Raw genomic sequence first — 23,749 nt, forward strand, 5'->3', positions numbered from 1 at the left:
ATACCGATGACCACCGCCTCCGTCGACCTCACGCTGCGCGATCTCAACGCCCGCGGCGCCACCGGCTCCAGCTGCTCCACCAGCCTGCTCGACGCACCGTGGGACGTGGACGCCTCCGGTCCCGGATACGGCCCCGGCGCCTCGATGGCCGACCCGATCCCCGCCGGCTCCCCGTCCCAGGGCGAGATCCCCCAGGAATACCGCGAGGCGAGTGCCGAAGAGCTGGACCGCCGGATCCTCGCCGCGAAGGCCGAGCTGGGCGACCGTGTGGTGGTGCTCGGGCACTTCTACCAGCGCGACGAAGTGGTGCGATACGCCGACTACGTGGGCGACTCCTTCCAGCTCGCCACCGCCGCGAAGGCCCGCACCGAGGCGGAGGCCATCATCTTCTGCGGCGTGCACTTCATGGCCGAGACCGCCGATCTCCTCTCCGGCCGCGAGCAGTCCGTGATCCTGCCCAACCTCGCCGCCGGCTGCTCGATGGCGGACATGGCCGACATCGACCAGGTCGAGGAGGCATGGGAGCAGCTGATGGAGGTCTATGGCGGCGAGAGCGAGGACGCCGACGGGCTGCTGCCGATCGTCCCCGTCACGTACATGAACTCCTCGGCCGCGCTCAAGGGCTTCGTGGGTCGCCACGGAGGGATCGTGTGCACCTCCTCCAACGCGACCACGGTGCTCGAATGGGCCTTCGCCAGGGGCCGACGAGTGCTGTTCTTCCCCGACCAGCACCTGGGTCGCAACACCGCCAAGCAGATGGGCATCCCGCTGGATCGGATGCCGATGTGGAACCCGCGCCGACCGCTCGGCGGCAACGACGCCCAGGAGCTGCACGACGCGAAGGTGGTGCTCTGGCACGGATTCTGCTCCGTGCACAAGCGATTCACCACCGCCCAGATCGACAAGGCCCGCGCCGAGCACCCCGGCGTGCGCGTCATCGTCCACCCCGAATGCCCGATGCCCGTTGTCGACGCGGCCGACGAGTCCGGCTCCACCGACTACATCCGCCGTGTGATCGAGGACGCGGCCGAGCCCACGACCTTCGCGATCGGCACCGAGATCAACCTGGTCCAGCGCCTCGCCGCCGAGAATCCGCAGCACACCGTCTTCTGCCTCGATCCGGTGGTGTGCCCCTGCTCGACCATGTACCGCATCCACCCCGGCTATCTCGCCTGGGTGCTCGAGTCGCTGCTGGCCGGGGAGGTCGTCAACCGCATCACCGTCGGCCCGGACGTCGCCGAGCCGGCCCGACTCGCGCTGGAGCGGATGCTCGCCGCGAAGCCGGGCACGGTCCCCGCCGGCGCGGGGCGCCGAGCATGACCGCAACGGGCGGTGCCCCGACGCGGACGCAGGTGCTGGTGATCGGGTCCGGGATCGCCGGGCTGACCGCGGCGCTGCGCGCCTCGCGCACCGCCGACGTGCTGCTGGTGACCAAGGGGGCGCTGACCGACGGCGCCACCTCCTGCGCGCAGGGAGGGATCGCCGGTGCCGTGGGCCCCGGCGACTCGCCCGACGAGCACGCCCGGGACACCCTCGAGGCGGGAGCCGGGCTCTGCGAGGTGGAGGCGGTGCAGGTGCTCTGCGAGGAGGGCCCCGCAGCGATCCGGGAGCTCCTCGCGCATGGCGTCGCCTTCGACCGTGTGCGGCCTGCCGCCGGACCCGGCCGGTCGCCCTACGCTCTGGGGCTGGAGGGCGCGCACGGTCGGGCGCGCATCCTCCACGCCGGCGGCGACGCGACCGGCCGGGAGATCCAGCGGGCCCTGGTGCGGGCGGCGAGGCGTGCCGACCGCCTCGTGGTGCGCGAGCACACGGCGCTGGTGGACCTGCTGGTCGGGTCCGGTCGTGTCGTCGGCGCCGAGCTGCTCGCGGCCGACGGGCGGCGGACCTCGGTCCGCGCGGCCGCCACCGTGCTCGCCACCGGCGGTGCAGGACAGCTCTTCGCCCACACCACCAACCCCGCCGTCGCCACGGGGGACGGGATCGCCGCCGCCTGGAGGGCCGGGGCCGTGCTCGCGGACCTGGAGTTCTACCAGTTCCATCCCACCGCCCTGGCCGGTCCGGAGAGCTTTCTGATCTCCGAGGCGGTGCGCGGAGAAGGTGCCGTGCTGCGCGACGAGAAGGGCCGGCGCTTCCTGCCTGCCGTCGATCCGCGCGCCGAGCTCGCCCCGCGGGACGTGGTCGCCCGTGCCATCGCGGACGTGATGCGCACCCAGGCGGGCAGGCCCGTGCAGCTGGACGCCACCGGGATCGGTCGGGCACGGCTGCGGGAGCGGTTCCCGACCATCGACGCGGCGCTGCGCAGGCACGGGATCGACTGGTCCCGCACGTCGGTGCCCGTCACCCCCGCCGCCCACTACTGGATGGGAGGGATCCTCACCGACCTCGACGGCGGGACCTCCCTGCCCGGACTGCTCGCGGCCGGCGAATGCGCCCGCACCGGTGTCCACGGCGCGAACCGGCTGGCCTCCAACTCGCTGCTCGAGGGTGCCGTGTTCGGGACGCGTGCGGGGCAGGCCGCAGCCTCCCTCGCCGCCCGGCACGCCGACGGCAGCGCCGCCACGCCGCACCGCCACCCCATCGCCGCCCAGCCCGCCGGCACGGCGTTCTCCCGCGCCGCTGTGCAGCAGCTGATGTGGAGCAGCGCCGGGCTCCTGCGCACCGGTGCCGCGCTGGAGGAGGCCGCTCGGGCCCTCGCCGACCGGCACGCTCCGGAGCCCGCGAGCATCGCCACGATCGCCGCGCTCGAGGACCGCAACCTCCTCGACCTCGCCCGTCTGCTCGTCGACCGCGCCCTGGCACGCCGCGACTCCGTCGGCGCCCACCACCGACTCGACACCCCACACGCCCCGACCCAGGAGGACCACGCATGCTGACCACCGCCCCCACGCTCCCCACCGCCCGGATCGAGGCCGTGGTCTCCGCCGCCCTCGCCGAGGACGCCCCGTGGGGCGACCTCACCGCCGAGGTGTTCCTCCCCGCCGAGGCCACGGCGGGCGCCGAGCTCGCCGCGCGCGAGCCGGGAGTCCTCGCCGGCATCGACGTGTTCGCCGCCGCCTTCCGGCTCACCGATCCCGCGGTGCGGATCCATCCCCTGGCGGCGGACGGCGACCGCTTCGCCGCCGGCGACGTGCTGGCGACCGTCACCGGACCCGCGCGTGCCGTGGTCCAGGCCGAGCGAGTGGCCCTGAACCTCCTCCAGCGGATGTGCGGCATCGCGACCCTCACCCGGCGCTTCGTCGACGCGGTGGAGGGGACGGGAGCCTCCGTCACCGACACCCGCAAGACGACCCCGGGCCTGAGGGCGCTGGAGCGCCATGCCGTGCGCTGCGGCGGCGGGGTCAACCACCGCTTCTCCCTCTCCGACGCGGTGATGGCGAAGGACAACCATCTGGCCGTGCTCGAGCAGCAGGGTCTGGACCTGACCGAGGCGATCCGCTGCGCCCGCGCCCGTCTCGGACACACCACCGCGCTCGAGGTGGAGGTGGACCGTCTGGAGCAGATCGAGCCAGTGCTCGCCGGAGGCGTCGACGTGATCATGCTCGACAACTTCTCCCTGCCGGACCTGGCCCGCGGCGTGGAGCTGGTCGCCGGCCGCGCAGTCGTCGAGGCGAGCGGGACCGTCACCCTCGAGACCGTCGCCGACATCGCCCGCACCGGAGTCGACGTGATCTCCTCCGGTGCCCTCACCCACAGCGCACCGCACCTCGATCTCGGCCTCGACATGACCGTCACCGCCTGAGGCCGCAGGATGATCTACCTGGACAGCGCCGCCACCGCCCCGGTGCGCCGCGAGGCGCTCGAGGCCGCCTGGCCCTATCTCACCGGCACCTTCGGCAACCCGTCCAGCCACCATCCGCTGGGCGAGGCCGCCGCCGCCGGGCTCGAGGACGCCCGGGCGCGCGCCGCCGCCGTGCTCGGGGTGCGCCGCAGCGACATCGTCTTCACCGCCGGCGGCACCGAAGCGGCGAACCTCGCCCTCAAGGGGCTCGCCCTCGCCTCCCCTCGCGGGAGGCACCTGGTCACCGCCCCCACCGAGCACGAGGCGGTGCTGGAGAGCATCGACCACCTCCGCCGCGTCCACGGCTTCGAGGTGGACCACGTCGCGGTGGCTCCTGACGGTGCCGTGAGCCCCGAGGCGCTGCGGGCCGTGCTCCGCGAGGACACGACCCTGGTCTCGCTCGCCCTGGGCAACAACGAGATCGGCACGGTCCAGGACATCCGTGCGCTCGCCGAGGTCGCCCATGACGCCGGCGCGCTCCTGCACACCGACGCCGTCCAGGCCGCCGGCCTCGTCGATCTGCGGGGCCTCGACGTGGATGCGTTGACGCTGTCCGGGCACAAGCTCGGCGCCCCCAAGGGATCCGGGCTGGCGATGATCCGGGGCAGGCATCCGGTCGAGCCGCTCGTGCACGGCGGCGGTCAGGAGGGCGGTCGGCGCTCCGGCACCGAGAACGTCGCCTTCGCCGCCGCGCTCGCCGTCGCGCTCGAGCTCGCCGAGTCCGAGCGCCTCGAGACGGTCGCACGGCTCGAGCCGCTGCGGGACCTCCTCATCCGCCGCACGCTCGCAGCCCGTGCCGGCGTGCTGCTGACAGGACCGGACATCGACCGGCCCGGGGCGCGGCTGCCCGGACATGCCTCCTTCTGCGTCCCCGGTCGCAGCGGCGAGTCGATCGTGCTGGACCTCGCCGAGCGGGGTGTGATCTCCTCCAGCGGCTCGGCCTGCGCCGCCGGGAGCGACGAGCCCTCCCACGTGCTCGTGGCGCTGGGCATCCCACGGGAGATCGCCCAGACCGCGGTGCGCTTCACCCTGGGCCGGGGGCTCATCCCCGCCGAGGTCGAGCAGGCCGCGACGGTGATCTGCGAGGTCCTCGCCCAGGGGTGAGGACGGGCGGCGCCGGAGCCGTGCCCTAGTCTCGGGGCATGGCGGCTCGTGAGAAGACCAGGCGAATCCTTCCCCGGCGGATCCTTCGACGACCGGCGCCGCGCAGCAGGCGCCTCGAGCAGCACATCGCCGTGTTCGGCGAGAGCGGCAGCGGCAAGACCGTGCTGCTGTCCTCGTTCTACGGCGCCGCGCAGGACGCCGCCGGACGCGAGGACTCCGGGACGACGCAGCTCTACGACCTCGTCGCCGACGACGCCACCCAGGGCGACCGGCTGCTGAAGAACTACTTCCGCATGGAGAGCTCCGCCGAGGTGCCCGCCGGGAACCGCTTCCGCGCCGAGCCCTACCGCTTCACCCTCTCCCTGCGCGCCACCCCGAGCGCCGCCGAGCGCAAGGCGATGCCCGTCGAGGCGGTGCAGCTCGTGTGGCACGACTATCCCGGGGAATGGTTCGAGCGCTCGGTCAGCGGGCCCGAGGAGGAGCGTCGCCGCATCGAGGCGTTCCGCAGCCTGCTCGTTTCCGATGTGGCGCTGCTGATGGTGGACGGCCAGAAGCTGAAGGACGCCGCCGGCGAGGAGGAGCGCTACCTCAAGGCGCTCTTCCACACCCTGCGCACAGGTCTGGTGCGGCTGCGGGAGGACATCCTCGAGGACGGCAGGGAACTGGTGCGCTTCCCGCGGATCTGGGTGCTCGCGCTGTCCAAGGCCGACCTGCTGCCGGAGCTGGACGTGGATCGCTTCAAGGCGCTCGTGCTCGAGAAGGCCGCGGACGAGCTGGCGCAGCTGCGCGAGGCGATCGAGTCGATGGTGCAGGGGGACGATGCGCTCGCCGTGGGGGAGGACGCGCTGCTGCTGTCCTCGGCCCGCTTCACGCCCGGCCGCATCGCCGTCCGCGAGCGGATCGGGGTGGACGTGATCCTGCCGCTCGCCGCGATGCTGCCCTTCGAACGGCACGTCACCTGGGCGCGGCGGCAGGAGATCCCTGCGAAGGTGGCCCGCGACCTCGCTGAGAACGCAGGCACGATCGGCACCGGGGCGCTGGCGCTGGCGATGTTCGGGGCGCGGCACCGGCTCCCGGGGCGGCTCGGAGCGCTCTCCGCCGCCCTCGCGACGGTGGTGCCGCTGCTGAGCAAGGACATGGTCCAGGACGCCGCCTCGCTTGCGGGGGAGAAGCTCAAGGCCGTCCACGCCCGCGCGCTCGAGAAGAAGCAGCATCTCTCCGCCGTGCTCACCGGCTTCAAGATCGAGCTCGAGCGCGCCGAGCGCGAGGGCGTGCTGCGCCGGAGCCGACGGTGATCCTGCTCTGGGCCACGCGCGGCCGCCGCTGGGGGTTCCGCTTCCTGTACGTGGACGACGCGGTCGCCGGCGCGGACCCGCTGCCGTTGTACGAACGTGCCTTCGCCGGGCACGAGGACGAGACCGAGGGATGCTGGCGGGCCGACGAGCTCCTCGCGGTGCGGCTCCTCGACCCCGAGGGCCGACGCGACGAGGCGGGGCGCGTGATCCCCCACGAGATCGTGCTCGAGGCAGCACAGGCGGAGCACGTCTCCACGTCCGCCGACGCGATCGAGGACGTCTGGCCGCTGCTCGCCGAGCGCTACGCCGGGCTCTGGGACGGCCCTGCACCACGCTGACCCAGCTGACCGCGCACGCCGAGCGGGCCCGATGCGTCGGGCAGGTCGTGACCTGCTCGTGACCTGCGCAGCCGCCGCAGGGATGTGATTCCCGGCCCATTGCAGATGTCCAGTCCCTCGCCTGTCACACCCCTGCTGCAGGATTCGACTGCAGGCCCCGCGCGGACGATCACCAGTGATCCAGGAGCACCCGCACCCCGCAGCAGGCCTCTCTCCCCGCAGTTCCCCGAGCGCAGCCCGTGCTCCGGGGCTTTCGCACCATGTCCAGAGAGGACTTCCGCTGTGAACAGCACCCTCCCCCCGTCCCCCGAGCCGGGCACCCCGGATCCCTCCTTCGCGCCCCAGTTCGGAGCGCCCGAGAACGCCGCGGTCCCGGCCCCGCCGGCCAAGAAGCGTCGCAAGTGGTTCATCGCCGCCGGCTGCGGATGCCTCGCGATCCTCGCGCTCGCCATCGCGGGATGCATCGCGATCGTCGCCACCAGCTCCGACGACGGTGAGGAGCCCACCTCCACGACCGAGGCCGCCCCTGCGGTGACCGAGGAGGATACGGCGGAGGAGGACGCCGTGCAGGAGGACGTCGCTGCCGAGGAGGAGGGCTCCGAGGACGCCGCCGAGGATCCCGCTTCGGAGGAGCCCGCTGACGAGGCTGCCCCTGCCGAGGACGACGTCCCCTCCGAGTACACCTCCGCGCTGAACAGCGCCGAGACCTACTCCGAGATCATGCACATGTCGAAGCAGGGCCTCTTCGACCAGCTCACCTCCGAGTACGCCGACCAGTTCTCCGAGGAGGCGGCCCAGTACGCCGTCGACAACATCGAGGCGGACTGGAACGACAATGCGCTGAAGTCCGCCGAGAGCTACTCGGACACCTTGCACCTGTCCAAGCAGGGCATCTACGACCAGCTCACCTCCGAGTACGGCGATCAGTTTACCGAGGAACAGGCCCAGTACGCGATCGACACCATCGAGGCGGACTGGAACCAGAACGCCCTGGAGTCCGCGCGCAGCTACCGCGACACCATGGACATGTCGCCCGAGGCGATCCGCGACCAGCTCAGCTCCCCCTACGGTGACCAGTTCACCCAGGAGCAGGCCGACTACGCGGTCGAGAACCTCGACGGCTGATCCCGCACGGGCGTGAGCCCGCGCCGCCGGGGACGGGGCGAGGTCCACGCGGGCCCCGCCCCGTCCCCGCGTCCGGGGCACCGGGGCGCGCATGGCCGGTCGGCGTCGACTCGGTGAAGCCCTCCCACGAAACCGGCGAAACGCCTGGTCACGCCAGCTTCTGTGGCTAGCGTCGGCAGCGGTCCCGACATCCAGCCCAGGAGAGCCCCCATGGCCCCCGTCCCCGCCCGTCGCACAGTGCTCACCGGCCTCGGCGCCGCCGCCGGAGGTGCCGCCCTCGGCGCGGTCGCCGGCCCGGCCGACGCCGCTCCCGCACGCGCCTCCTCCCGCGCCCTGATCGGCAGGGCCCGACGAGGAGCGCTGCACGTGATGAGCGCCAACATCCGCTACGACCGCTCCGGCAGCGGCGACACCCTCCCCGGCGATCCGGACCACTGGCCCGACCGTCGGCCGCTGCTCATCGAGCTGCTCGAGCGCGAGCAGCCCACCCTGCTCGGCATCCAGGAGGCGCTGTACGGGCAGCTGACCGCCGTGGAGGAGGCGCTGCCGCGCCATCGCAGCATCGGCTACGGGCGCGAGGGCGGCAGCGGCGGCGAGCACTCCGCGATCTTCTACGACACCACCCGCCTCGAGGTGCTCGAGTGGGACCAGTTCTGGCTCTCCGACACTCCCGAACTGATCGGCTCCGCCACCTGGGGGAACACCGTCACCCGCATCGTGGTGCGCGCACGGATGCGCGACCTCGCCTCCGGCACCGAGTTCGCGATGCTCAACACGCACTTCGACCACCAGAGCGAGACCGCACGGATCCGCAGCGCAGGGGCGCTGATCGATCTGCTCCACGGCGGGGAGCTCGATGGCCTGCCCGCCGTCGTCACCGGTGACTTCAACTCCAGCGCCCAGGACTCGAGCGCCTACACGACCCTCGTCGAGGACGGGCCGCTGCTGGATGCCTGGGAGGCCGCCGAGAAGCGCCTCACCCCGGCATGGGGCACGTTCCCCGCCTACGAGGATCCCGTCGAGGGCGGTGACCGGATCGACTGGGTGCTCACCACCGACGAGCTCGTCACCACGCAGGCGGCGATCAACGTGTGGCGCGACGCGTCCGGCGCCTACCCTTCCGATCACGTGCCGGTGCAGGCGCTGATCTCGCTGCCCTGACGGCCGAGCCCGGGCCCGGCCGTCAGGAGGCGGCATCGAGGAGCTGCGCCACGGCCTCCTCGATCGCGGCGTCGACCGCCGCGTCGTCGGCGCTCGCGGTGCCGTCGCCCTGCTGCGTGCCGTAGTCGCCGAAGCTCGCATGGCTCGCGCCGTCGATCTCGACCAGCGTGGCGTCCTGCGGCAGCAGATCCCGGTGCTCCGCGATCTTCTCCGGCGTGGACAGGCCGTCCTCGCTGCCTGCGAGGCTCAGCACGGGGAGGTCCGTGCTCGAGAGATCGTTCGCGCAGTACGACGCGAACAGCATCAGGGCGTCGGCGTCCTCGGCCAGCCGGCACGCCTGCACTCCGCCCATCGAGTGGCCTCCCACGAGCCAGGTCTCGACCTCCGGCGCATCGGCGGTGAGCTCGTCCAGGTCGCGACGGTCCAGCAGCGCGAGGTGCAGCGGCGGATCCGCGATCACCACCGTCATCCCGAGCTCGGTCACCAGGGAGGAGAGCCGCGCCGCGTAGGCCTCCGGCGCGACCTTCGCCCCCGGCTGGAACACGAGCCCGGTCACCGACTCCTGGTCCTCGGCGGGCCGCAGGACGAGACCGGCATCGGTCCTGCCCTCGGAGATGCCCGGATCATCGAGGACGCGCTGCCACGGCTCGGGCTCGGCGTCCATCACCCCGATCCGGCTCCACGCCGCGAACGCCCCGAGCGCGATCAGCACGAGCGCCATGACCACCCCGAGCACACGGAAGGGGAGGGGGCGGACCGAAGGGGCGGAACGGGGCACGCCGACCGTTCAGCGCTTGTGGTAGAGCGCACGGCGCAGGAAGCGCGGCTCGGAGGTCACCGAGATCCCGAGGTTCCGGAAGATGTCCTCGTCCACGGTGCCGAGGATCGTGGTGGTGTGCACGTCGCAGCCCTCGAGGCTGCGGAGCTGGTCCAGCGCCCGTCGTGCGTTCTCGTCGTTCGAGGCGGAGACAGACAGGGCGATGAGGACCTCGTCGGTGTGCAGGCGAGGGTTGCGCGAGCCCAGATGCTCCGTCTTCAGGGTCTGGATCGGCTCGATCGAGGAGGGGGAGAGAAGCTGCACCGCATCGTCCAGCCCGGCGAGGTGCTTCAGGGCGTTCAGCAGCATCGCCGCCGAGCAGCCGAGCAGGGCCGAGGTCTTGCCCGCCACGATCGTGCCGTCCGCCAGCTGGATCGCCGCTCCCGGCTCCCCGGTGCGGGCCTCGACGGCGAGCGCCGGCTCGACGACCGCGCGATCCCTCGGCGCGCAGCCCGCCTTGGACATCACCATCCCGATCCGCTGCGAGACCACGTCGTCCTCGTCGTGGATCCGCTCGTGCACGAGGGCCTTGTAGTAGCGGCGGATGATCTCCTGCCGGGACGCCTCCCGGCACACGGCGTCGTCCGTGATACACGCCCCCACGAGGTTCACGCCCATGTCGGTGGGGGAGGCGTAGGGGGAGGAGCCCGTCAGCCGCTCCAGCAGCGTGCGCAGCAGCGGGAACACCTCCACATCCCGGTTGTAGCTGGTGACCTGCGTGCCGTAGGCGGCGAGGTGGAAGGGGTCGATGAGGTTCAGGTCGTCGAGGTCCGCCGTCGCGGATTCGTAGGCGAGGTTCACCGGATGCTCGAGCGGGAGATCCCAGATCGGGAAGGTCTCGAACTTCGCGTACCCGGAGGGGATGCCGCGCTGATGGTCGTGGTAGATCTGCGACAGGCAGGTGGCGAGCTTGCCCGAGCCGGGCCCGGGGGCCGTGACCACGATGAGGTCGCGGCTGGTGACCGTGTACTCGTTCGCTCCGAAGCCCTGCTCGGAGACGATCCGGGCGGTGTCCTGCGGGTAGCCGGGGATCACCCCGTGCCGGGCGACCTTCAGCCCCAGACGCTGCAGCCGCTCGACGAAGGCGTGGGCGACGTGGTTGGTCTCCTCCAACTGGGTGAGGACCACGTTCTCGACCAGGAAACCGCGCTCGCGGAAGATGTCGATCAGCCGCAGCACGTCGTCCTCGTAGGTGATGCCCAGATCCGCGCGGACCTTCTGGCGCACGAGGTCCTTCGCGTTCAGACACACCAGGATCTCCAGCTCGTCCCGCAGCTGCTCGAGCATCGCGATCTTGTTGTCCGGGGTGAAGCCCGGCAGCACGCGCGAGGCGTGGTGGTCGTCGAAGAGCTTCCCGCCCATCTCGAGGTAGAGCTTCCCGCCGATCTCGTCCCGGCGCTCCTGGATGTGGCGCGACTGCAGCGCGATGTACCGCTCGCGATCGAAGCCGATCCGCTCTCCGGGGCTCCCGTCGTCGGGGGCGGTGGTCGTGGCAGGGGAGCGAGGGTCCGAAGCGGTCACCCCGGCACGCTAGCACCGCGGGCGGCGGCGCGGACCGCGCCTCGCGGGCAGGGGCGGGGAGGTCCTCGTGCCCCGCGGGGCAAGCCCTGACAGCGCCGGTGAATCGAATCGATGATGTTCTTGCACTCGGCCGCGCGGTGAGCCAGGATGGGGCGATCGGCGCGCTGTGTGCTCATCGAAGATCCCGACGCGCTGACTTCTCGACTCCCCGATCTCCGCCGGAGCGCATCGTCGTGCACGATGTCGATTCGAATCGACACAGGCCGGCAGGGATCCGGCCGATGCCGACAGAGAGCAGGATGATGACGTCCACGACACAGAGACGACCGCTTTGGCGGCCCGGCCGTCGAGCGCTCGGGCTCACCGCGCTGGCCGTGCCCGCCCTCATGGCCCTCGGCGGCTGCGGCGGCCGCTCCGGCGGCGGTGGCGGCGCGCTGCGCGTCGTCGACTACTACAACACCCCGGCCGACGATGTCGCGATCGACGGCGCCCTCGAGGCCAGCGCAGCAGAGCTGGGCCTCACCTTCGCCCGCGAGCGCGTCCCCGGTGACCAGCTCGTCGCCAAGGTGCTCCAGATGGGGTCCTCGCGCACGATGCCCGACCTCCTCATGCTCGACAACCCCGACGTGCAGCAGGTCGCCGCCTCCGGAGCGCTCGCACCGCTGGAGCAGTACGGGATCGACGTCGAGGACTTCACTCCCGCGGTCGCCGACCTCGGGATGTTCGAGGGGACGCTCTACGGCGTCGCCCCCACGGTCAACACGATCGCGCTGTTCTACGACGTCGCCGCCCTCGAGGACGCCGGCGTCGCCCCGCCCACCACCTGGGACGAGCTGCGGGAGGCGGCTGCCGCCCTGACGACCCCCGAGCGCTACGGCCTCGCCTTCTCCGCGACCGCCTCCTACGAGGGCACCTGGCAGTTCCTGCCGTTCATGTGGTCCAACGGCGGTGACGAGACGGAGCTCGACGGGGAGGGCGTGCTCGGCGCCAGCCGGCTGTGGGGGGACCTCGTGGGGGAGGGGAGCGCGTCCCGCTCGGTCGTCAACTGGGAGCAGGGCGATGCGATGGACCAGTTCAAGGCCGGCAACGCAGCCATGGTCGTCAACGGGCCCTGGAACATCGCGGGTCTGCGCGAGGACGTCCCCGAGCTGGAGTGGGACGTCGTCACGATCCCCGTGCCCGAGCCCGGCGGGACCTCGGTGGCGCCGCTGGGCGGGGAGGTCTGGACCATCCCGGTCACCGGTGACGAGCAGCGCCAGGCCGACGCCGCCGCCCTCCTGAAGGGCTTCCTCTCGCCGCAGAACCAGCTCGCCATGGCGCAGGAGCGCTCCACCATCCCCGGGGACGCCGAGGCGGCCGCGCAGTTCGCCGCCGAGAACCCCGACCTCAGCACCTTCGTCGACCAGGTCTCCACCGCGAGGTCCCGGACCGCGCAGCTCGGACCGGACTGGCCGCGCACCGCGAAGGCCATCTACACCGCGAACCAGCGCGTGCTCGTCGACGACACCGACCCGGCCGAGGCGTTCGACGAAGCCGCCCGGACCGTCGACTGACCCGAGGAGCTCCCATGACCGCTCACCAGACCGACCGGCGTCGCAGCCGACGCAGGGACCTGATGGTCCGCTGCGCGTTCGTGCTGCCCGCGGCGCTCTACATGCTCGCCTTCTTCGGCTATCCGATCGTGAAGAACCTCGTGATGAGCTTCCAGGCCTACGACTTCTCCACCTTCTTCAACGGCCGCGCACCGTTCATCGGCCTCGACAACTACGCGGCGACCCTCACCGATCCGATCTTCCTGCGCGCCCTGGGCAACACCGGACTGTTCACGCTCGGGTCCCTCGCCGGGCAGTTCGTGCTCGGCCTGGCCCTCGCCCTCTACTTCCGTCGCCGCTTCCCGCTGTCGGGCCTGCTGCGGAGCCTGCTGCTGCTGCCGTGGCTGCTGCCGATGATCGTCTCGGCCGCCGTATGGCGGTGGATCCTGGAGCAGGACAACGGCGCGCTGAACCGCTTCCTCGAGGGCCTCGGCCTCATCTCCGACCCGATCCCCTGGCTCAACAGCTCCGACACGGCTCTGATCGCGGTGATCCTCGTCAACATCTGGCTGGGCATCCCCTTCAACGTGGTGCTCCTGCACAGCGGGCTCCAGGCCATCCCGGAGGAGGTCTACGAGGCCGGCGCCCTGGACGGCGCCACAGGCGCCCGCTCCTTCGCCCACCTCACGCTGCCGCTGCTGCGTCCCGTGGTCTCCGTCGTCCTGCTGCTCGGGGTGATCTACACGATCAAGGTGCTGGACCTCATCATCGGGCTCACTGGAGGCGGTCCTGCCAATGCCACACAGACCCTCGCCACGCGCAGCTACGAGATGAGCTTCGTCGAGTTCGACTTCGGGCAGGGGGCGGCGCTGAGCAACGTCCTCATCGCCATCGCCCTGGCCTTCAGCATCGTCTACCTGCGCGCGAACGCCCGCGCCGCGAAGAACGGATGATCCGATGAGCACCCTCACCCTCCCCGCAGTGCGCCCGGTGCGACGCCGCCCGGCGCGGGCCTGGCTCCACACCGCCGTCGGCATCCTCCTGGTCGCCGTGATGCTCTTCCCCGTCTACTGGATGCTCAACGCGTCCCTCGCCCCCGCCGGCAACAGCCTGAACACGGGATGGCTGCCGCTGGACCCGGACTTCTCCGGCTACTCCCGGGCGCTCGCCGACCAGGGGCAGAACCTCCTCACCTCCCTGATCGTCGCGATCGGAGCCTGCCTGCTCTCCCTCGCGATCGCCGCGCCGTGCGCCTACGCGCTGGCGCAGCTGCGGATCAAGGGCACGGGCGTGCTGCTGTTCGTGGTCCTGATCAGCCAGATGATCCCCGGCATCGTGATCGCCAACGCGCTGTACACCGTCTACACGCCGCTGGGGATGATCAACTCGATCCCCGGGCTGATCCTCGCCGACGCCTCCCAGGGGATCCCCTTCGCGATCCTCATCATGCGCGCCTCTCTCGAGACCTTCCCGACCTCGATCGTCGAGGCCGCGCGCATCGACGGCTGCGGCCATGTGCGAGCCTTCTGGTCCGTCGTCCTCCCCGTCTCCCGCAACTCGCTGATCACGGCGGGGATCTTCTCGTTCCTCTTCGCCTGGAGCGACTTCCTCATGGCGCTGACGCTCACCACGGGGGAGACGATCCGCCCGGTCACCCTCGGGCTCTACACGTACATCGGCACCAACGACACCGACTGGAGCGCCGTGATGTCCACAGCGGTCCTCTCCTCCCTGCCCGCGGTGATCCTCATGATCATCGCTCAGAAGTACGTCGCCGCCGGGGCCACCGGCGGTGCCGTCAAGTGACCACCCTGCCACCCACCGAAAGGACCCGTGCCATGCCCACCACACCCCTCCGCGTCACCGTCTGGGGCGAGAACCGCCACGAGCAGCGCGATCCGCGCGTGCGCGAGCTCTACCCCGACGGGATGCACTCCGCGATCCGCGACGGGATCGTCGAGCACCTCGGCGAGGACGTCACCACGTCCATCGCCCTGCTCGACGACCCCGAGCACGGCCTGTCCGAGGAGGTCCTCGCCCGCACCGACGTGCTGACCTGGTGGGGGCACATGGCCCACGGGGAGGTCTCCGACGAGGTCGCCGAACGGGTCCAGCGCCACGTCCTGTCCGGCATGGGCCTGGTGGTGCTCCATTCCGGGCACTGGTCCAAGCCCTTCACCCGCCTCATGGGGACCACCTGCACCCTGCGCTGGCGCAACGAGGCCGACCGCGAGCTGGTCTGGACCGTGAACCCCTCCCACCCGATCGCCGAGGGCGTCCCGCACCCGATCGTCATCTACGAGCAGGAGATGTACGGCGAGCACTTCGACATCCCCGTCCCCGACGAGCTCGTGTTCGTCTCGTCCTTCAGCGGGGGAGAGGTGTTCCGCTCCGGCTGCACGTTCCGCCGCGGCAAGGGCAAGATCTTCTACTTCAGCCCCGGCGACCAGGACTATCCCGTCTACCACCACCGCGACGTCCGCCGCGTGATCGCCAACGGCGTGCGCTGGGCGCGCCCTGCGGTCGCGGACCGCGAGGTGCCGTTCCTGGACCGCTACGAGACCGACTGGTTCCTCACCGGGGCGAGCGGGCAGGGCGTCGGCGACGCGGAGGCCGCGGGGAAGGGCGCATGAACGACGTGACAGCCCCCGGCACCAGCACGGGCACCAGCGGCACCGCGCTCGTCCCGGTCCTCGTCGTCGGCGCGGGCGGCATGGGGCGCGCCTGGATCCGCACGATCCTCGCCAGCGACGCGGCCCGCCTCGTCGGCGTCGTCGACGTGGTGGACGGGGCGGCCCGGCGGGCAGTGCAGGAGACCGTGCCCGAGGCCCGCCGTTCCGGGATCGCGACCGGCACCGAGATGCTCGAGGTCGCCGCGCGCTGCGGCGCCGAGGCGATCGTCGACGTGACCATCCCCGCCGCGCACCACCAGGTCACCGCCGAGGCGCTGCACGCCGGCCTGCCGGTGCTCGGCGAGAAGCCGTGCGCGGCGACCCTCGCCGAGGCCGTCTCCCTCGCCGGCCACGCCGAGCACACCGGGACGCTGTTCATGGTCTCCCAGTCCCGTCGGAACAACCCTCACCTGCACGAGGCGCGGCGCCTGGCCGACACCCTCGGCGGCGCCGGGATCGTCGACACGCGCTTCGCCAAGGCGCCCCGCTTCGGCGGCTTCCGCGACGAGATGGAGCAGCCGCTCCTGATCGACATGGCCATCCACGCCCTCGACGCCGGACGCGTGCTCCTGCCCGGCACACCCGTGCACGTCACCGCCGCCTCGTACAACCCGGCCTGGAGCTGGTACGCCGGGGACGCGGCAGCGACCGTGACGATCGCCTACGACAGCGGGGCGGTGCACACCTATTCCGGCTCCTGGTGCTCGCCCGGGGGCGAGACCAGCTGGAACGGCGACTGGGTGCTGCACTGCGAGGGCGGGACCGTCCGCTGGGACGGCGAGGAGCCGCCGACGGCCCACCCCGCGGGAAGGGACTCCGTCGCGGGCCGCCCGCCCGGGCCCGAGGACCGCTGGGAGCTGGACGCCTCCCTCGCCGAGTTCTGCGCGGCACTGCGCGGCGGTCCGGTGCCCGCGACCGAGGTCCATGCCAACGTGTGGACCCAGGCGATCGTCGAGGCCGCCGTCCGCTCCGCGGAGACCGGCCGGCGCGTGGTCCTCGCCGAGCTGCTCGACGAGGCGCTCGAGGAGGCGCGGGCGCTGGATTCCGCGGACGGGCGGAGCCGGTCCCTCGCCTCGTGGAAGACTGGGGCGACGGGGCTCGGCGGCAGCTGACCGGCCCCGGGGAGGGGGAGGTCATGCCGATCCGGAGGAAGGCTCCGACGAGCCAGGACGTGGCCCGCCTCGCCGGGGTCTCCCAGTCGACCGTGAGCTACGTGCTCACCGGCTCCCGCCCCATCTCCGAGGCCACGCGCGCCCGTGTCGAGGACGCGATCGCGAAGCTCGGCTACCACCCCAACTCCGGCGCCCGCACCCTCCGTTCCCGGCGCAGCGGCGTGATCGGGCTGATGGTCCCCGAGGCCGACGCCGACGACGGCGTGCTCATGACCTTCGTCGGGACCATCGCCCGGGAGGCCCGACGATTCGGCTACGACATCCTCCTGGTCACCGCGCAGGAGGGCGCCGACGGGATCCGCCGCGTGGTGCGCACCGGGGTCTGCGAGGGTCTGCTCCTGATGGAGCTGGACCGCATCGACGAACGCGTCGCGCCGGCGCTCGAGTCGGGGCTGCCCTTCGTGACCATCGGCAAGCCCGAGGAGTTCCCCCAGGGGTCCGTGGTCGACCTCGACTTCGAGATGCTCGGACGCATGGTGGTCGAGCGCGCCGTCGAGGAGCAGTGCGACCGGCTGCTGCTGTTCGGGGCGCCCGGTCGCAAGCGCGCCCGCAACGACGTGGCGCGCTTCCTCGCCGGGGTGGAGACCATGGCCGAGGACCAGGGGCTCGAGGTGATCCTCGACGCGGGCGCGCTCGCCGAGGTGCCCGACCGAGCCCTGCGGCTCACCCTCCCGAACCAGCGCACCGCCCTCTTCGGCATCACCGGCGTGCGCCAGGTGCTCTTCGCGATGGCGGCGACCGGCGCCCTGGTGGACGACACCCGGCTGCTGATCGCCCTCAGCGGCGCGGACCTGCTGGACGTGAGCCCGCTGCTGGCCGCGGTGCCGCAGGTGGACCCCTGCCGAGTCGAGATCAGCGAGCTCGCCGTGCAGGAGCTCGTGCGGCTGCTGCGCACCGAGGGCGCGACCCCGCGGATCACCCTGGTGGAGCCGCGCTGGCTCGAGGGCTGAAGACCGCCGCACCGGCATCGGTCGCTGCGTCGGGATTGCGCCGTGAGCGGACTCGCACCGCGCGAGGCCCTGAACAAGCTTTGGGCACCCCTAAGCTAGCCGTATGCTCCAGTCCTCCACGCCCACCGACGCCGCACAGATCCTCGCCGCCCTCCTCGCCCCGGGCGAGGAGCCGGGCGCTGGGCTCGACGTGCTCCGCCCCGACGTGCGCGAGCACACCCGCGAGGCGTACGACGCGCTCTACCGGGAGCCGCAGCCGCTGCCGGCCTCCGCGCTGCACGCCCTCGCGGCCGTCGCCGCGGACCGGCAGGGCAGCGGCGTCCTCGCCGACTGGCATCGCGCCCAGGGCGCCGATCCCGCGCTCGTCGCCGCCGACGCGCTCGAGGAGCCCGCCCTCGCGGCGCTGCGCGACCACGTCGACCTGCTGTCCGACTCGCCCGCGCTCGTGACCCCTGAGGACCAGCGTCGACTGGCCGAGGCGGGGATCGACGTGACGACCGTCGTGCTGGTCAGCCAGCTCGTCGCCTTCGAGAGCCACCTGCAGCGCCTCGTCGCCGGACTCGCCGTCCTCCACGGTCTCGAAGTGCCCACCGCGCTCGGGCCCTCCCGCGCCCCGCGCTCCCGCGGTCGACGCGCCGAGCACGGCGGCACCACCCTCACCGGCCGCACACGACCGGCCGGCTTCACCCGCGATCAGCTGCAGTGGGAGCCGTGGGTCGAGGTGCCCGACGCGGACGAGCTCACCGAGGCCCAGCGCGAGTCCTTCGCCTCGAAGGCGAGCACGAACAGCGTGTACTTCCGCATGCTCTCGCTCACCCCGGGGATCACCCGGGCCCGCAGCGCGCTGGACAACGCGATCTTCCTGCCCCGCGACGGACTGCCCAAGGCGGAGCGCGAGCTTGCCGCCGCCGCGACCAGCAAGGTCAACGACTGCATCTACTGCGCCTCCGTCCACGCCCGGAAGGCCGCCGGACTCTCCAAGCGAGAGGAGGACGTCGACGCGCTGCTCGCCGCCTCCCTCGAGCGCGACGAGGACTGGATCGCCGCCGACCTGGCCCCGCTCGCCGCCGGCCAGGATCCCCGCTGGGCCGCGCTCGTCACGGCCGCCGCAGAGCTCTCCCGGCCCCGTCCCGCCCTCGGCGCGGAGCACGTCGCCGCGCTGCGGGAGCAGGGCCTCGACGAGACGCAGATCGCCGACGCGCTGAGCGCGGCCGGCTTCTTCGCCTGGGCCAACCGCCTCATGCTCAGCCTCGGCGAGCCCTCCCTGCCCGACGCCTGACCCCGCCCCGCTCAATCTGTCCCATCCCCTCGAGGACCCCATGACCACCACCCTCCGCCGCCGCAGCCTGCTCGGCGCCACCCTCGCCGCCCTCCCCGTGCTCGCCCTCGCCGCCTGCGGCGAGGTCACCGTCGAGGGCGGTCAGGACGCCGCCGCGCAGCTGACGATCACCGACGACCAGGACCGCGAGGTCGTCCTGCCCGGACCCGCGCAGCGCGCCGTCGTCATCAACAGCTACGCCAACGAGTTCGTGCGCGCCATCGGCGCCGCCGATCGTGTCGTCGGCGTCGACCGCACCTCCCTGGACCGACTGCCCTATCTCGGACTCGACGAGGACGCGATCATCGCCGAGGGCCTGGACCAGCTGAACTACGAGGCGATCGCCGAGCTCGAGCCCGACGTCGTCATCCTGCCCCGCAACGCGGTGTGGCAGGAGGCCGTCCAGCAGCTCGGCGCCTTCGACATCCCCGTCGTGATCGCGACCGCCTGGGACACCGAGGTCGTCGACGAGACCATCACCCTGCTCGGCGAGGTGTTCGGCGTCGAGGACGGCGCACGGACGGTCCTCGACTTCCGTGCCGAGATCGCGGGCGAGCTCGAGGAGCGCCTCGCGGACGTCGAGCCCGTCAGCGTGTACCTCGAGACCGTCGAGCCGTACCTGACCACCCTGCCCGGCTCCGGCTTCCACGCGATGATCCTCGCCGCGGGCGGCACCAACGTCTTCGAGGACGCCTCGGGCGGCGACGCCCAGGAGGAGCTGACCGTCGACCCCTCCGAGGTCGTGCTGCGCGACCCGGAGTTCGTCCTCCACGAGTTCGAGCCCTCCGCCGAGCCCGTCGACCGCTTCGAGACGCTGCGCGAGGAGCTCGCAGCCCGCCCCGGCTGGAGCGGGCTCGCGGCGGTCTCCGAGGGGCGGATCGGCCTCGCCAACGGCTGGGCCACGAGCGCGCTCGGCAAGTCGCTCGGCGCGCTCTACCTCGCCTCCTGGCTCCATCCCGACCAGCTCGACGGCATCGACCCCGGCCAGTACCTCACCCGCTGGGTGGAGGAGTTCCAGGGCACCGAGCTCTCCGATCCGACCGACTACGTGCAGGGGCCCGAGGCATGACCAGCACCCTGAAGCGCGCCGTCCCGTCCACCGCCGCGGAGGACACGACCGGTGCGGGGATCTCCCGCCGTCGCGAGCTGCGCAAGGCGATCACCCTCGCCGCCGGCGCCGCGCTCAGCGTGATCGCGCTGGTGGTGTCCGTGACCATCGGCACCGCCGGGGTCGGCATCGGCGATGTGCTCCGCTCGCTGCAGGTGAGCGTCATCGGCGGCACCATCAGCGCCGACTTCGCCTCCTCCTACGCTGTGATCACCCAGCTGCGCCTGCCGCGCGTGCTGCTCGCCTTCACCGCCGGCGCCGCCCTCTCGGTCTCCGGCGTGCTCATGCAGGGCCTGCTGCGCAACCCGCTGGTCAGCCCCTTCACCCTCGGTGTCTCCCCGGCCGCGGCCTTCGGCGCCGCGCTCGTGATCACCCTCGCCGGCACCAACCAGCTGCCCGCCTGGGCCACGATCGCAGGCGCCATGGTGATGGCGCTCGCCGTCTCCGCGCTCGTGCTCGGCATCGCCACCGCCCGCCGCATGGCGGTCGCGACCCTGCTCCTGCTCGGCATCGCGATGACGCAGATCTTCGAGGCGCTCACCTCGGCGCTGCAGTTCACCGCGAACGAGAACACCCTCCAGGCGATCATCCGCTGGACCTTCGGCTCCGTGAACGACGCGACCTGGAGCGACGTGCTGGTCGTCGGGATCGTCACCCTCGTCGCGCTGCCCGTGACGCTGCTGTTCTCCAAGGACCTCAACGCGATCGCCTTCGCCGGCGACGACGCGGCGCGCAGCTTCGGCGTGAACGTCGGCCCCGTGCGGATCGGCCTGATCGCCCTGTCCGTCGCGCTCGCCGCCGTGGTCGTCTCCTTCTGCGGCATCATCGGCTTCGTGGGCCTCGTCGGCCCGCACATCGCGCGCCTCGCGATCGGCGCCGACCACCGCCACCTGCTGCCCTTCGCGGCGCACTCCGGCGGACTGCTGCTCCTGGTCGCCGACGCGGTGGGCCGCACCGTGATCGCGCCGGCGGTCGTGCCCGTCGGCATCGTGGTCGCCTTCATCGGCGGGCCCGTGTTCATCTACCTCATCCTCACGCGAAGGAACACTCTGAAGTGAGCCTCTCCGTCCAGCACCTGTCCTTCGCCTACGGCCCCCGTCGGATCCTCGAGGACGTCTCCTTCGAGGTCGCCTCCGGCGCGTTCTGCGCCCTGCTGGGCCCTAACGGCTCCGGGAAGTCCACCCTGGTCAAGGCCATCGCGGGCGTGCACCGCGCCCAGGCCGGCACGGTGCGGGTCGAGGGCCGGGAGACCTCCTCCCTCGGCCGGCGCGAGCTCGCGAAGGTCGTCGGCTACGTGCCCCAGGCCGGGGACGCGCCCTTCGACCTCACCGTGCGGGAAGCCGTCATGCTGGGCCGCACCCCGCACTTCGGCCTCTCCCCGCGCACCGAGGACCGCGCGAAGGTCGAGGACGCGATCGCGCGGATGGGGCTCGGCGAGATCGCCGAGCGCTCCATGTCCGAGCTCTCCGGCGGCCAGGCCCAGCGCGCCCTCATCGCCCGCGCCCTCGCCCAGGACACGCGCGTGCTGCTCCTGGACGAGCCCACCAGCGCCCTCGACCTGCGCTACCAGATCGAGACGCTCCAGCTGGTCCGCCAGATCACCCGGGAGGAGGGCATCAGCGCGCTCATCGCGATCCACGACCTCAACCACGCGGCCCGCTACTGCGACCAGATCGTGGTGCTCCACGGCGGCCGGCTCGTCGCCGACGGCAGCCCGGCCGACGCGCTGCAGGCACCCGTGCTGCGCGCCGTCTACGAGGTCGACGTCGAGGTCGCCGCGCGCGAGGACGCGGTCGAGGTGCGCCCGCGCGTGGACGCTCACGGCGTGACCCTCACCGGGTCACGGCTCGCCGAGCTCGACGTGCACGCCGAGGCGGTGCCGCGATGAGCGAGGAGACCTTCGATGCGGTGATCGTCGGCGGCGGCCCCCGCGGCGTCGCGACCGTGCTGCGCCTGGCCGCTCGCGCCCGGGTCCAGGGGGCGGCGCCCGTGCGGGTCGCGATCGTCGATGCCCTCGCCGTCGGGCCCGGTGCGACCTGGCTCGTGGACCAGCCCGCCGAGTACCTCAACAACACCCAGGCCGATGCGACCACCGTCCACCCCGACGAGTCGACCCCGATGAGCGGACCGCCCGCCCCGGGCCCCGACCTCGTGGACTGGGCGCGCCGCGTCCGGGCCGAGGGCTCCCACCCTGTGGGGGAGTGGGTGCTCGAGGAGGCCCGGGAGCTGACCGGTGCGACCTTCCCCACCCGGCGCCTCCAGGGTGTCTACTTCCGCGACCAGCTCGAGGCCGCCGTCGCGACCGGGGCGGTCGAGCTCACCGAGGTGCTCGGCCTCGCCGTCGACCTCGAGACGCGCGGTGAGGAGCGCACGGTCGTGCTCGAGGGCGGGCGCCGCCTGACCGCGCGCACCGTCGTGCTCGCCCAGGGCATGGTCCAGGGGCGGCGCAGCGCCGAGGTGCAGGAGCTGGTGGAGTTCGCGCAGCGCCGCGGGCTGCGCTACGTCGAGCCGGGAATGCCCGCCGAGCGCGACTACACCGCGCTGCCTGCCGGCGAGGACGTGCTCGTGCGCGGGCTCGGCGCGAACTTCTTCGACGTCGTCGGGCAGCTCGCCGCGGAATGGGGCGGGCGCCTCGATCCCGTCGACGGCGATCCGCACGGACGCCTGCGCTACCTGCCAAGCGGCCGCGAGCCGCACCTGGTCGTCGGCTCCCGCCGTGGCGTGCCCTACCGCTCCAAGCCCGAGGGCGGACGCCCGGTGCGCCCCTTCACGCCCCGCTGGGCGATCCCCGAGTGGTTCGACGCCCTCGCCGCGCGCGGCCGGGTCGACTTCGCCGCGGAGGTGTGGCCCGTGCTCGGGCGCGAGTTCGCCCGCGTGCACCTCGAGGCCGTCGCCGCTCTGGCCCCGGAGGCCGTCACGGGGGACTGGCTCGCCGGTCTCGACGCCGCGCGCACCGCCGAGGAGGTCGACGCGGTGCTCGAGGCCTCCCTTCGCGACGAGGCCTGGGCGTGGACGCTCGAGGAGCTGCACCGCCCCACCCTCGGCGAGCCCGTCGGCGAGGACGGCTGGGCCCGTCTGGTGCGCCGGATGATCCGCGACGAGCTCGGCTCGATGTCCGATCCCTGGCACCATCCCCGCGCCGCCGTGAACGGCGCGATGGGGGCGCTGCGGCGGCACGTCGGCCGCCTCACCGCCCGTGGCGCCTTCACCGGGGAGTCCCTCGTCCGCGACGTGCTGGGCTGGTTCGACGGGGACTCCCTCGCCCTCGCCTCCGGTCCGCCCGCGGACCGGGTGCGGCTCGTGCTCGCCCTGCTCGAGGCGGGCGTGATCACCCTGCTGGGCCCCGGCATGGTCGTCGAGGCCGACGAGCAGGCCGGTCGCTTCCGAGCCGCCTCGCCGATCACCGGCGCAGTGGTCACCTCCCGCGTGCTGCTGGAGACCCGGATGTCCAAGGGGAAGGTCCCCGACACGGACGATCCGCTGCTTCGCGCCCTGCTGGACACCGGCCGCGCCCGCGTCCACACCGTCGACGGCGTGCCCACCCACAGCATGGAGGCGAGCCCCGCGGAGATCTCCGAGGACGCCGAGGGCGGGCACAACCTCGTCGCCGCAGACGGCACGATCGATGCGGCCGTGGTGGTGCTCGGCATCCCCGCGCAGTCCACCCAGCCGGGCTCCGCGATCGGCGCGACCCCGGGTGTCCCCTCGCCGCTGCTCGCCGGGGCGGACATCGCCGCGCGGCAGGTGATGGCCCGCGCCCGGGTGACTGCGGTGGTCTGAGCCCTGATCCACCGCCGAGGGATCGCGGAGGCGCGGGACGGTGCACGGATCCGGGCTGAGAGGGACACGGCGACGCGA

21 protein-coding genes are annotated in these 23,749 nt (G+C 72.6%); 19 read left to right on the forward strand and 2 right to left on the reverse strand.

Annotated features, from left to right (window positions below):
* Positions 1-6: 6 nt before the first annotated feature.
* The 8 genes from nadA to D1648_RS10735 all read left to right on the forward strand — a co-directional run bounded on the left by nadA (position 7) and on the right by D1648_RS10735 (position 8,801).
* The gene (gene nadA, locus D1648_RS10700) at positions 7-1,320 is read left to right on the forward strand and encodes a quinolinate synthase NadA (RefSeq protein WP_122941570.1); all 1,314 of its coding nucleotides are present in this window, start codon (positions 7-9) and stop codon (positions 1,318-1,320) included.
* On the forward strand, positions 1,317-2,873 hold the full coding sequence (gene nadB / locus D1648_RS10705) for an L-aspartate oxidase (protein ID WP_122941573.1): 1,557 nt from the start codon (positions 1,317-1,319) through the stop codon (positions 2,871-2,873). The genes nadA and nadB overlap by 4 nt, the downstream gene beginning before the upstream one ends.
* Positions 2,867-3,739 carry a carboxylating nicotinate-nucleotide diphosphorylase gene (gene nadC / locus D1648_RS10710; protein ID WP_122941575.1) on the forward strand — a complete coding sequence of 291 codons (873 nt, stop codon included), beginning with the start codon at positions 2,867-2,869 and terminating at the stop codon, positions 3,737-3,739. Before nadB ends, nadC begins: the two co-directional genes overlap by 7 nt.
* A 9-nt stretch (positions 3,740-3,748) precedes the next feature.
* On the forward strand, positions 3,749-4,882 hold the full coding sequence (locus D1648_RS10715) for a cysteine desulfurase family protein (RefSeq protein WP_122941577.1): 1,134 nt from the start codon (positions 3,749-3,751) through the stop codon (positions 4,880-4,882).
* Positions 4,883-4,920: 38 nt separating this feature from the next.
* Entirely contained in the window at positions 4,921-6,177 is a 1,257-nt protein-coding gene (locus D1648_RS10720; RefSeq protein WP_122941579.1) for an ATP/GTP-binding protein, read from the forward strand.
* Positions 6,174-6,515 (forward strand): hypothetical protein, encoded by a 342-nt coding sequence (locus tag D1648_RS10725; RefSeq protein ID WP_122941581.1) that lies wholly within the window; start codon positions 6,174-6,176, stop codon positions 6,513-6,515. The genes D1648_RS10720 and D1648_RS10725 overlap by 4 nt, the downstream gene beginning before the upstream one ends.
* A gap of 282 nt (positions 6,516-6,797) precedes the next feature.
* Positions 6,798-7,640 (forward strand): Ltp family lipoprotein, encoded by an 843-nt coding sequence (locus D1648_RS10730; protein WP_122941583.1) that lies wholly within the window; start codon positions 6,798-6,800, stop codon positions 7,638-7,640.
* Between the two features lie 210 nt (positions 7,641-7,850).
* Entirely contained in the window at positions 7,851-8,801 is a 951-nt protein-coding gene (locus D1648_RS10735; RefSeq protein WP_122941585.1) for an endonuclease/exonuclease/phosphatase family protein, read from the forward strand.
* 22 nt (positions 8,802-8,823) lie between these two features.
* Here the strand turns inward: D1648_RS10735 and D1648_RS10740 are convergent, their stop codons facing one another.
* Together D1648_RS10740 and D1648_RS10745 are read right to left on the reverse strand one after the other, a co-directional pair.
* The gene (locus D1648_RS10740; protein WP_241155445.1) at positions 8,824-9,579 is read right to left on the reverse strand and encodes an alpha/beta hydrolase; all 756 of its coding nucleotides are present in this window, start codon (positions 9,577-9,579) and stop codon (positions 8,824-8,826) included.
* Between the two features lie 9 nt (positions 9,580-9,588).
* Complete coding sequence (locus D1648_RS10745) at positions 9,589-11,139, reverse strand: DUF1846 domain-containing protein (RefSeq protein ID WP_122941589.1); 1,551 nt, start codon at positions 11,137-11,139, stop codon at positions 9,589-9,591.
* Positions 11,140-11,441: 302 nt separating this feature from the next.
* Between D1648_RS10745 and D1648_RS10750 the strand changes: the two genes are divergently transcribed.
* From D1648_RS10750 to D1648_RS10800, 11 genes are all read left to right on the forward strand, one after another.
* The gene (locus tag D1648_RS10750; RefSeq protein ID WP_122941591.1) at positions 11,442-12,692 is read left to right on the forward strand and encodes an extracellular solute-binding protein; all 1,251 of its coding nucleotides are present in this window, start codon (positions 11,442-11,444) and stop codon (positions 12,690-12,692) included.
* Between the two features lie 14 nt (positions 12,693-12,706).
* On the forward strand, positions 12,707-13,624 hold the full coding sequence (locus tag D1648_RS10755) for a carbohydrate ABC transporter permease (protein WP_122941593.1): 918 nt from the start codon (positions 12,707-12,709) through the stop codon (positions 13,622-13,624).
* A 4-nt stretch (positions 13,625-13,628) separates the two neighbouring features.
* On the forward strand, positions 13,629-14,477 hold the full coding sequence (locus D1648_RS10760) for a carbohydrate ABC transporter permease (protein WP_122941595.1): 849 nt from the start codon (positions 13,629-13,631) through the stop codon (positions 14,475-14,477).
* A 32-nt stretch (positions 14,478-14,509) separates the two neighbouring features.
* On the forward strand, positions 14,510-15,304 hold the full coding sequence (locus D1648_RS10765) for a ThuA domain-containing protein (RefSeq protein WP_122941597.1): 795 nt from the start codon (positions 14,510-14,512) through the stop codon (positions 15,302-15,304).
* Positions 15,301-16,455: a Gfo/Idh/MocA family protein gene (locus D1648_RS10770; RefSeq protein WP_122941599.1), complete on the forward strand. Its 1,155-nt coding sequence runs from the start codon at positions 15,301-15,303 to the stop codon at positions 16,453-16,455. The genes D1648_RS10765 and D1648_RS10770 overlap by 4 nt, the downstream gene beginning before the upstream one ends.
* 23 nt (positions 16,456-16,478) lie before the next feature.
* The gene (locus D1648_RS10775) at positions 16,479-17,465 is read left to right on the forward strand and encodes a LacI family DNA-binding transcriptional regulator (protein WP_122941864.1); all 987 of its coding nucleotides are present in this window, start codon (positions 16,479-16,481) and stop codon (positions 17,463-17,465) included.
* A 103-nt stretch (positions 17,466-17,568) separates the two neighbouring features.
* Positions 17,569-18,744, forward strand: a complete 1,176-nt coding sequence (locus D1648_RS10780) for a peroxidase-related enzyme (RefSeq protein WP_122941601.1) — start codon at positions 17,569-17,571, stop codon at positions 18,742-18,744.
* 40 nt (positions 18,745-18,784) lie between these two features.
* Positions 18,785-19,852: an ABC transporter substrate-binding protein gene (locus tag D1648_RS10785; RefSeq protein WP_122941603.1), complete on the forward strand. Its 1,068-nt coding sequence runs from the start codon at positions 18,785-18,787 to the stop codon at positions 19,850-19,852.
* Positions 19,849-20,949, forward strand: a complete 1,101-nt coding sequence (locus tag D1648_RS10790; protein ID WP_122941605.1) for an iron ABC transporter permease — start codon at positions 19,849-19,851, stop codon at positions 20,947-20,949. Before D1648_RS10785 ends, D1648_RS10790 begins: the two co-directional genes overlap by 4 nt.
* Entirely contained in the window at positions 20,946-21,779 is an 834-nt protein-coding gene (locus tag D1648_RS10795) for an ABC transporter ATP-binding protein (RefSeq protein ID WP_122941607.1), read from the forward strand. Before D1648_RS10790 ends, D1648_RS10795 begins: the two co-directional genes overlap by 4 nt.
* On the forward strand, positions 21,776-23,671 hold the full coding sequence (locus D1648_RS10800) for an FAD/NAD(P)-binding domain-containing protein (RefSeq protein ID WP_122941610.1): 1,896 nt from the start codon (positions 21,776-21,778) through the stop codon (positions 23,669-23,671). Before D1648_RS10795 ends, D1648_RS10800 begins: the two co-directional genes overlap by 4 nt.
* Positions 23,672-23,749 lie beyond the last annotated feature (78 nt).

The organism is Brachybacterium sp. EE-P12 (assembly GCF_003711805.1).
Taxonomy (GTDB): Bacteria; Actinomycetota; Actinomycetes; order Actinomycetales; family Dermabacteraceae; genus Brachybacterium.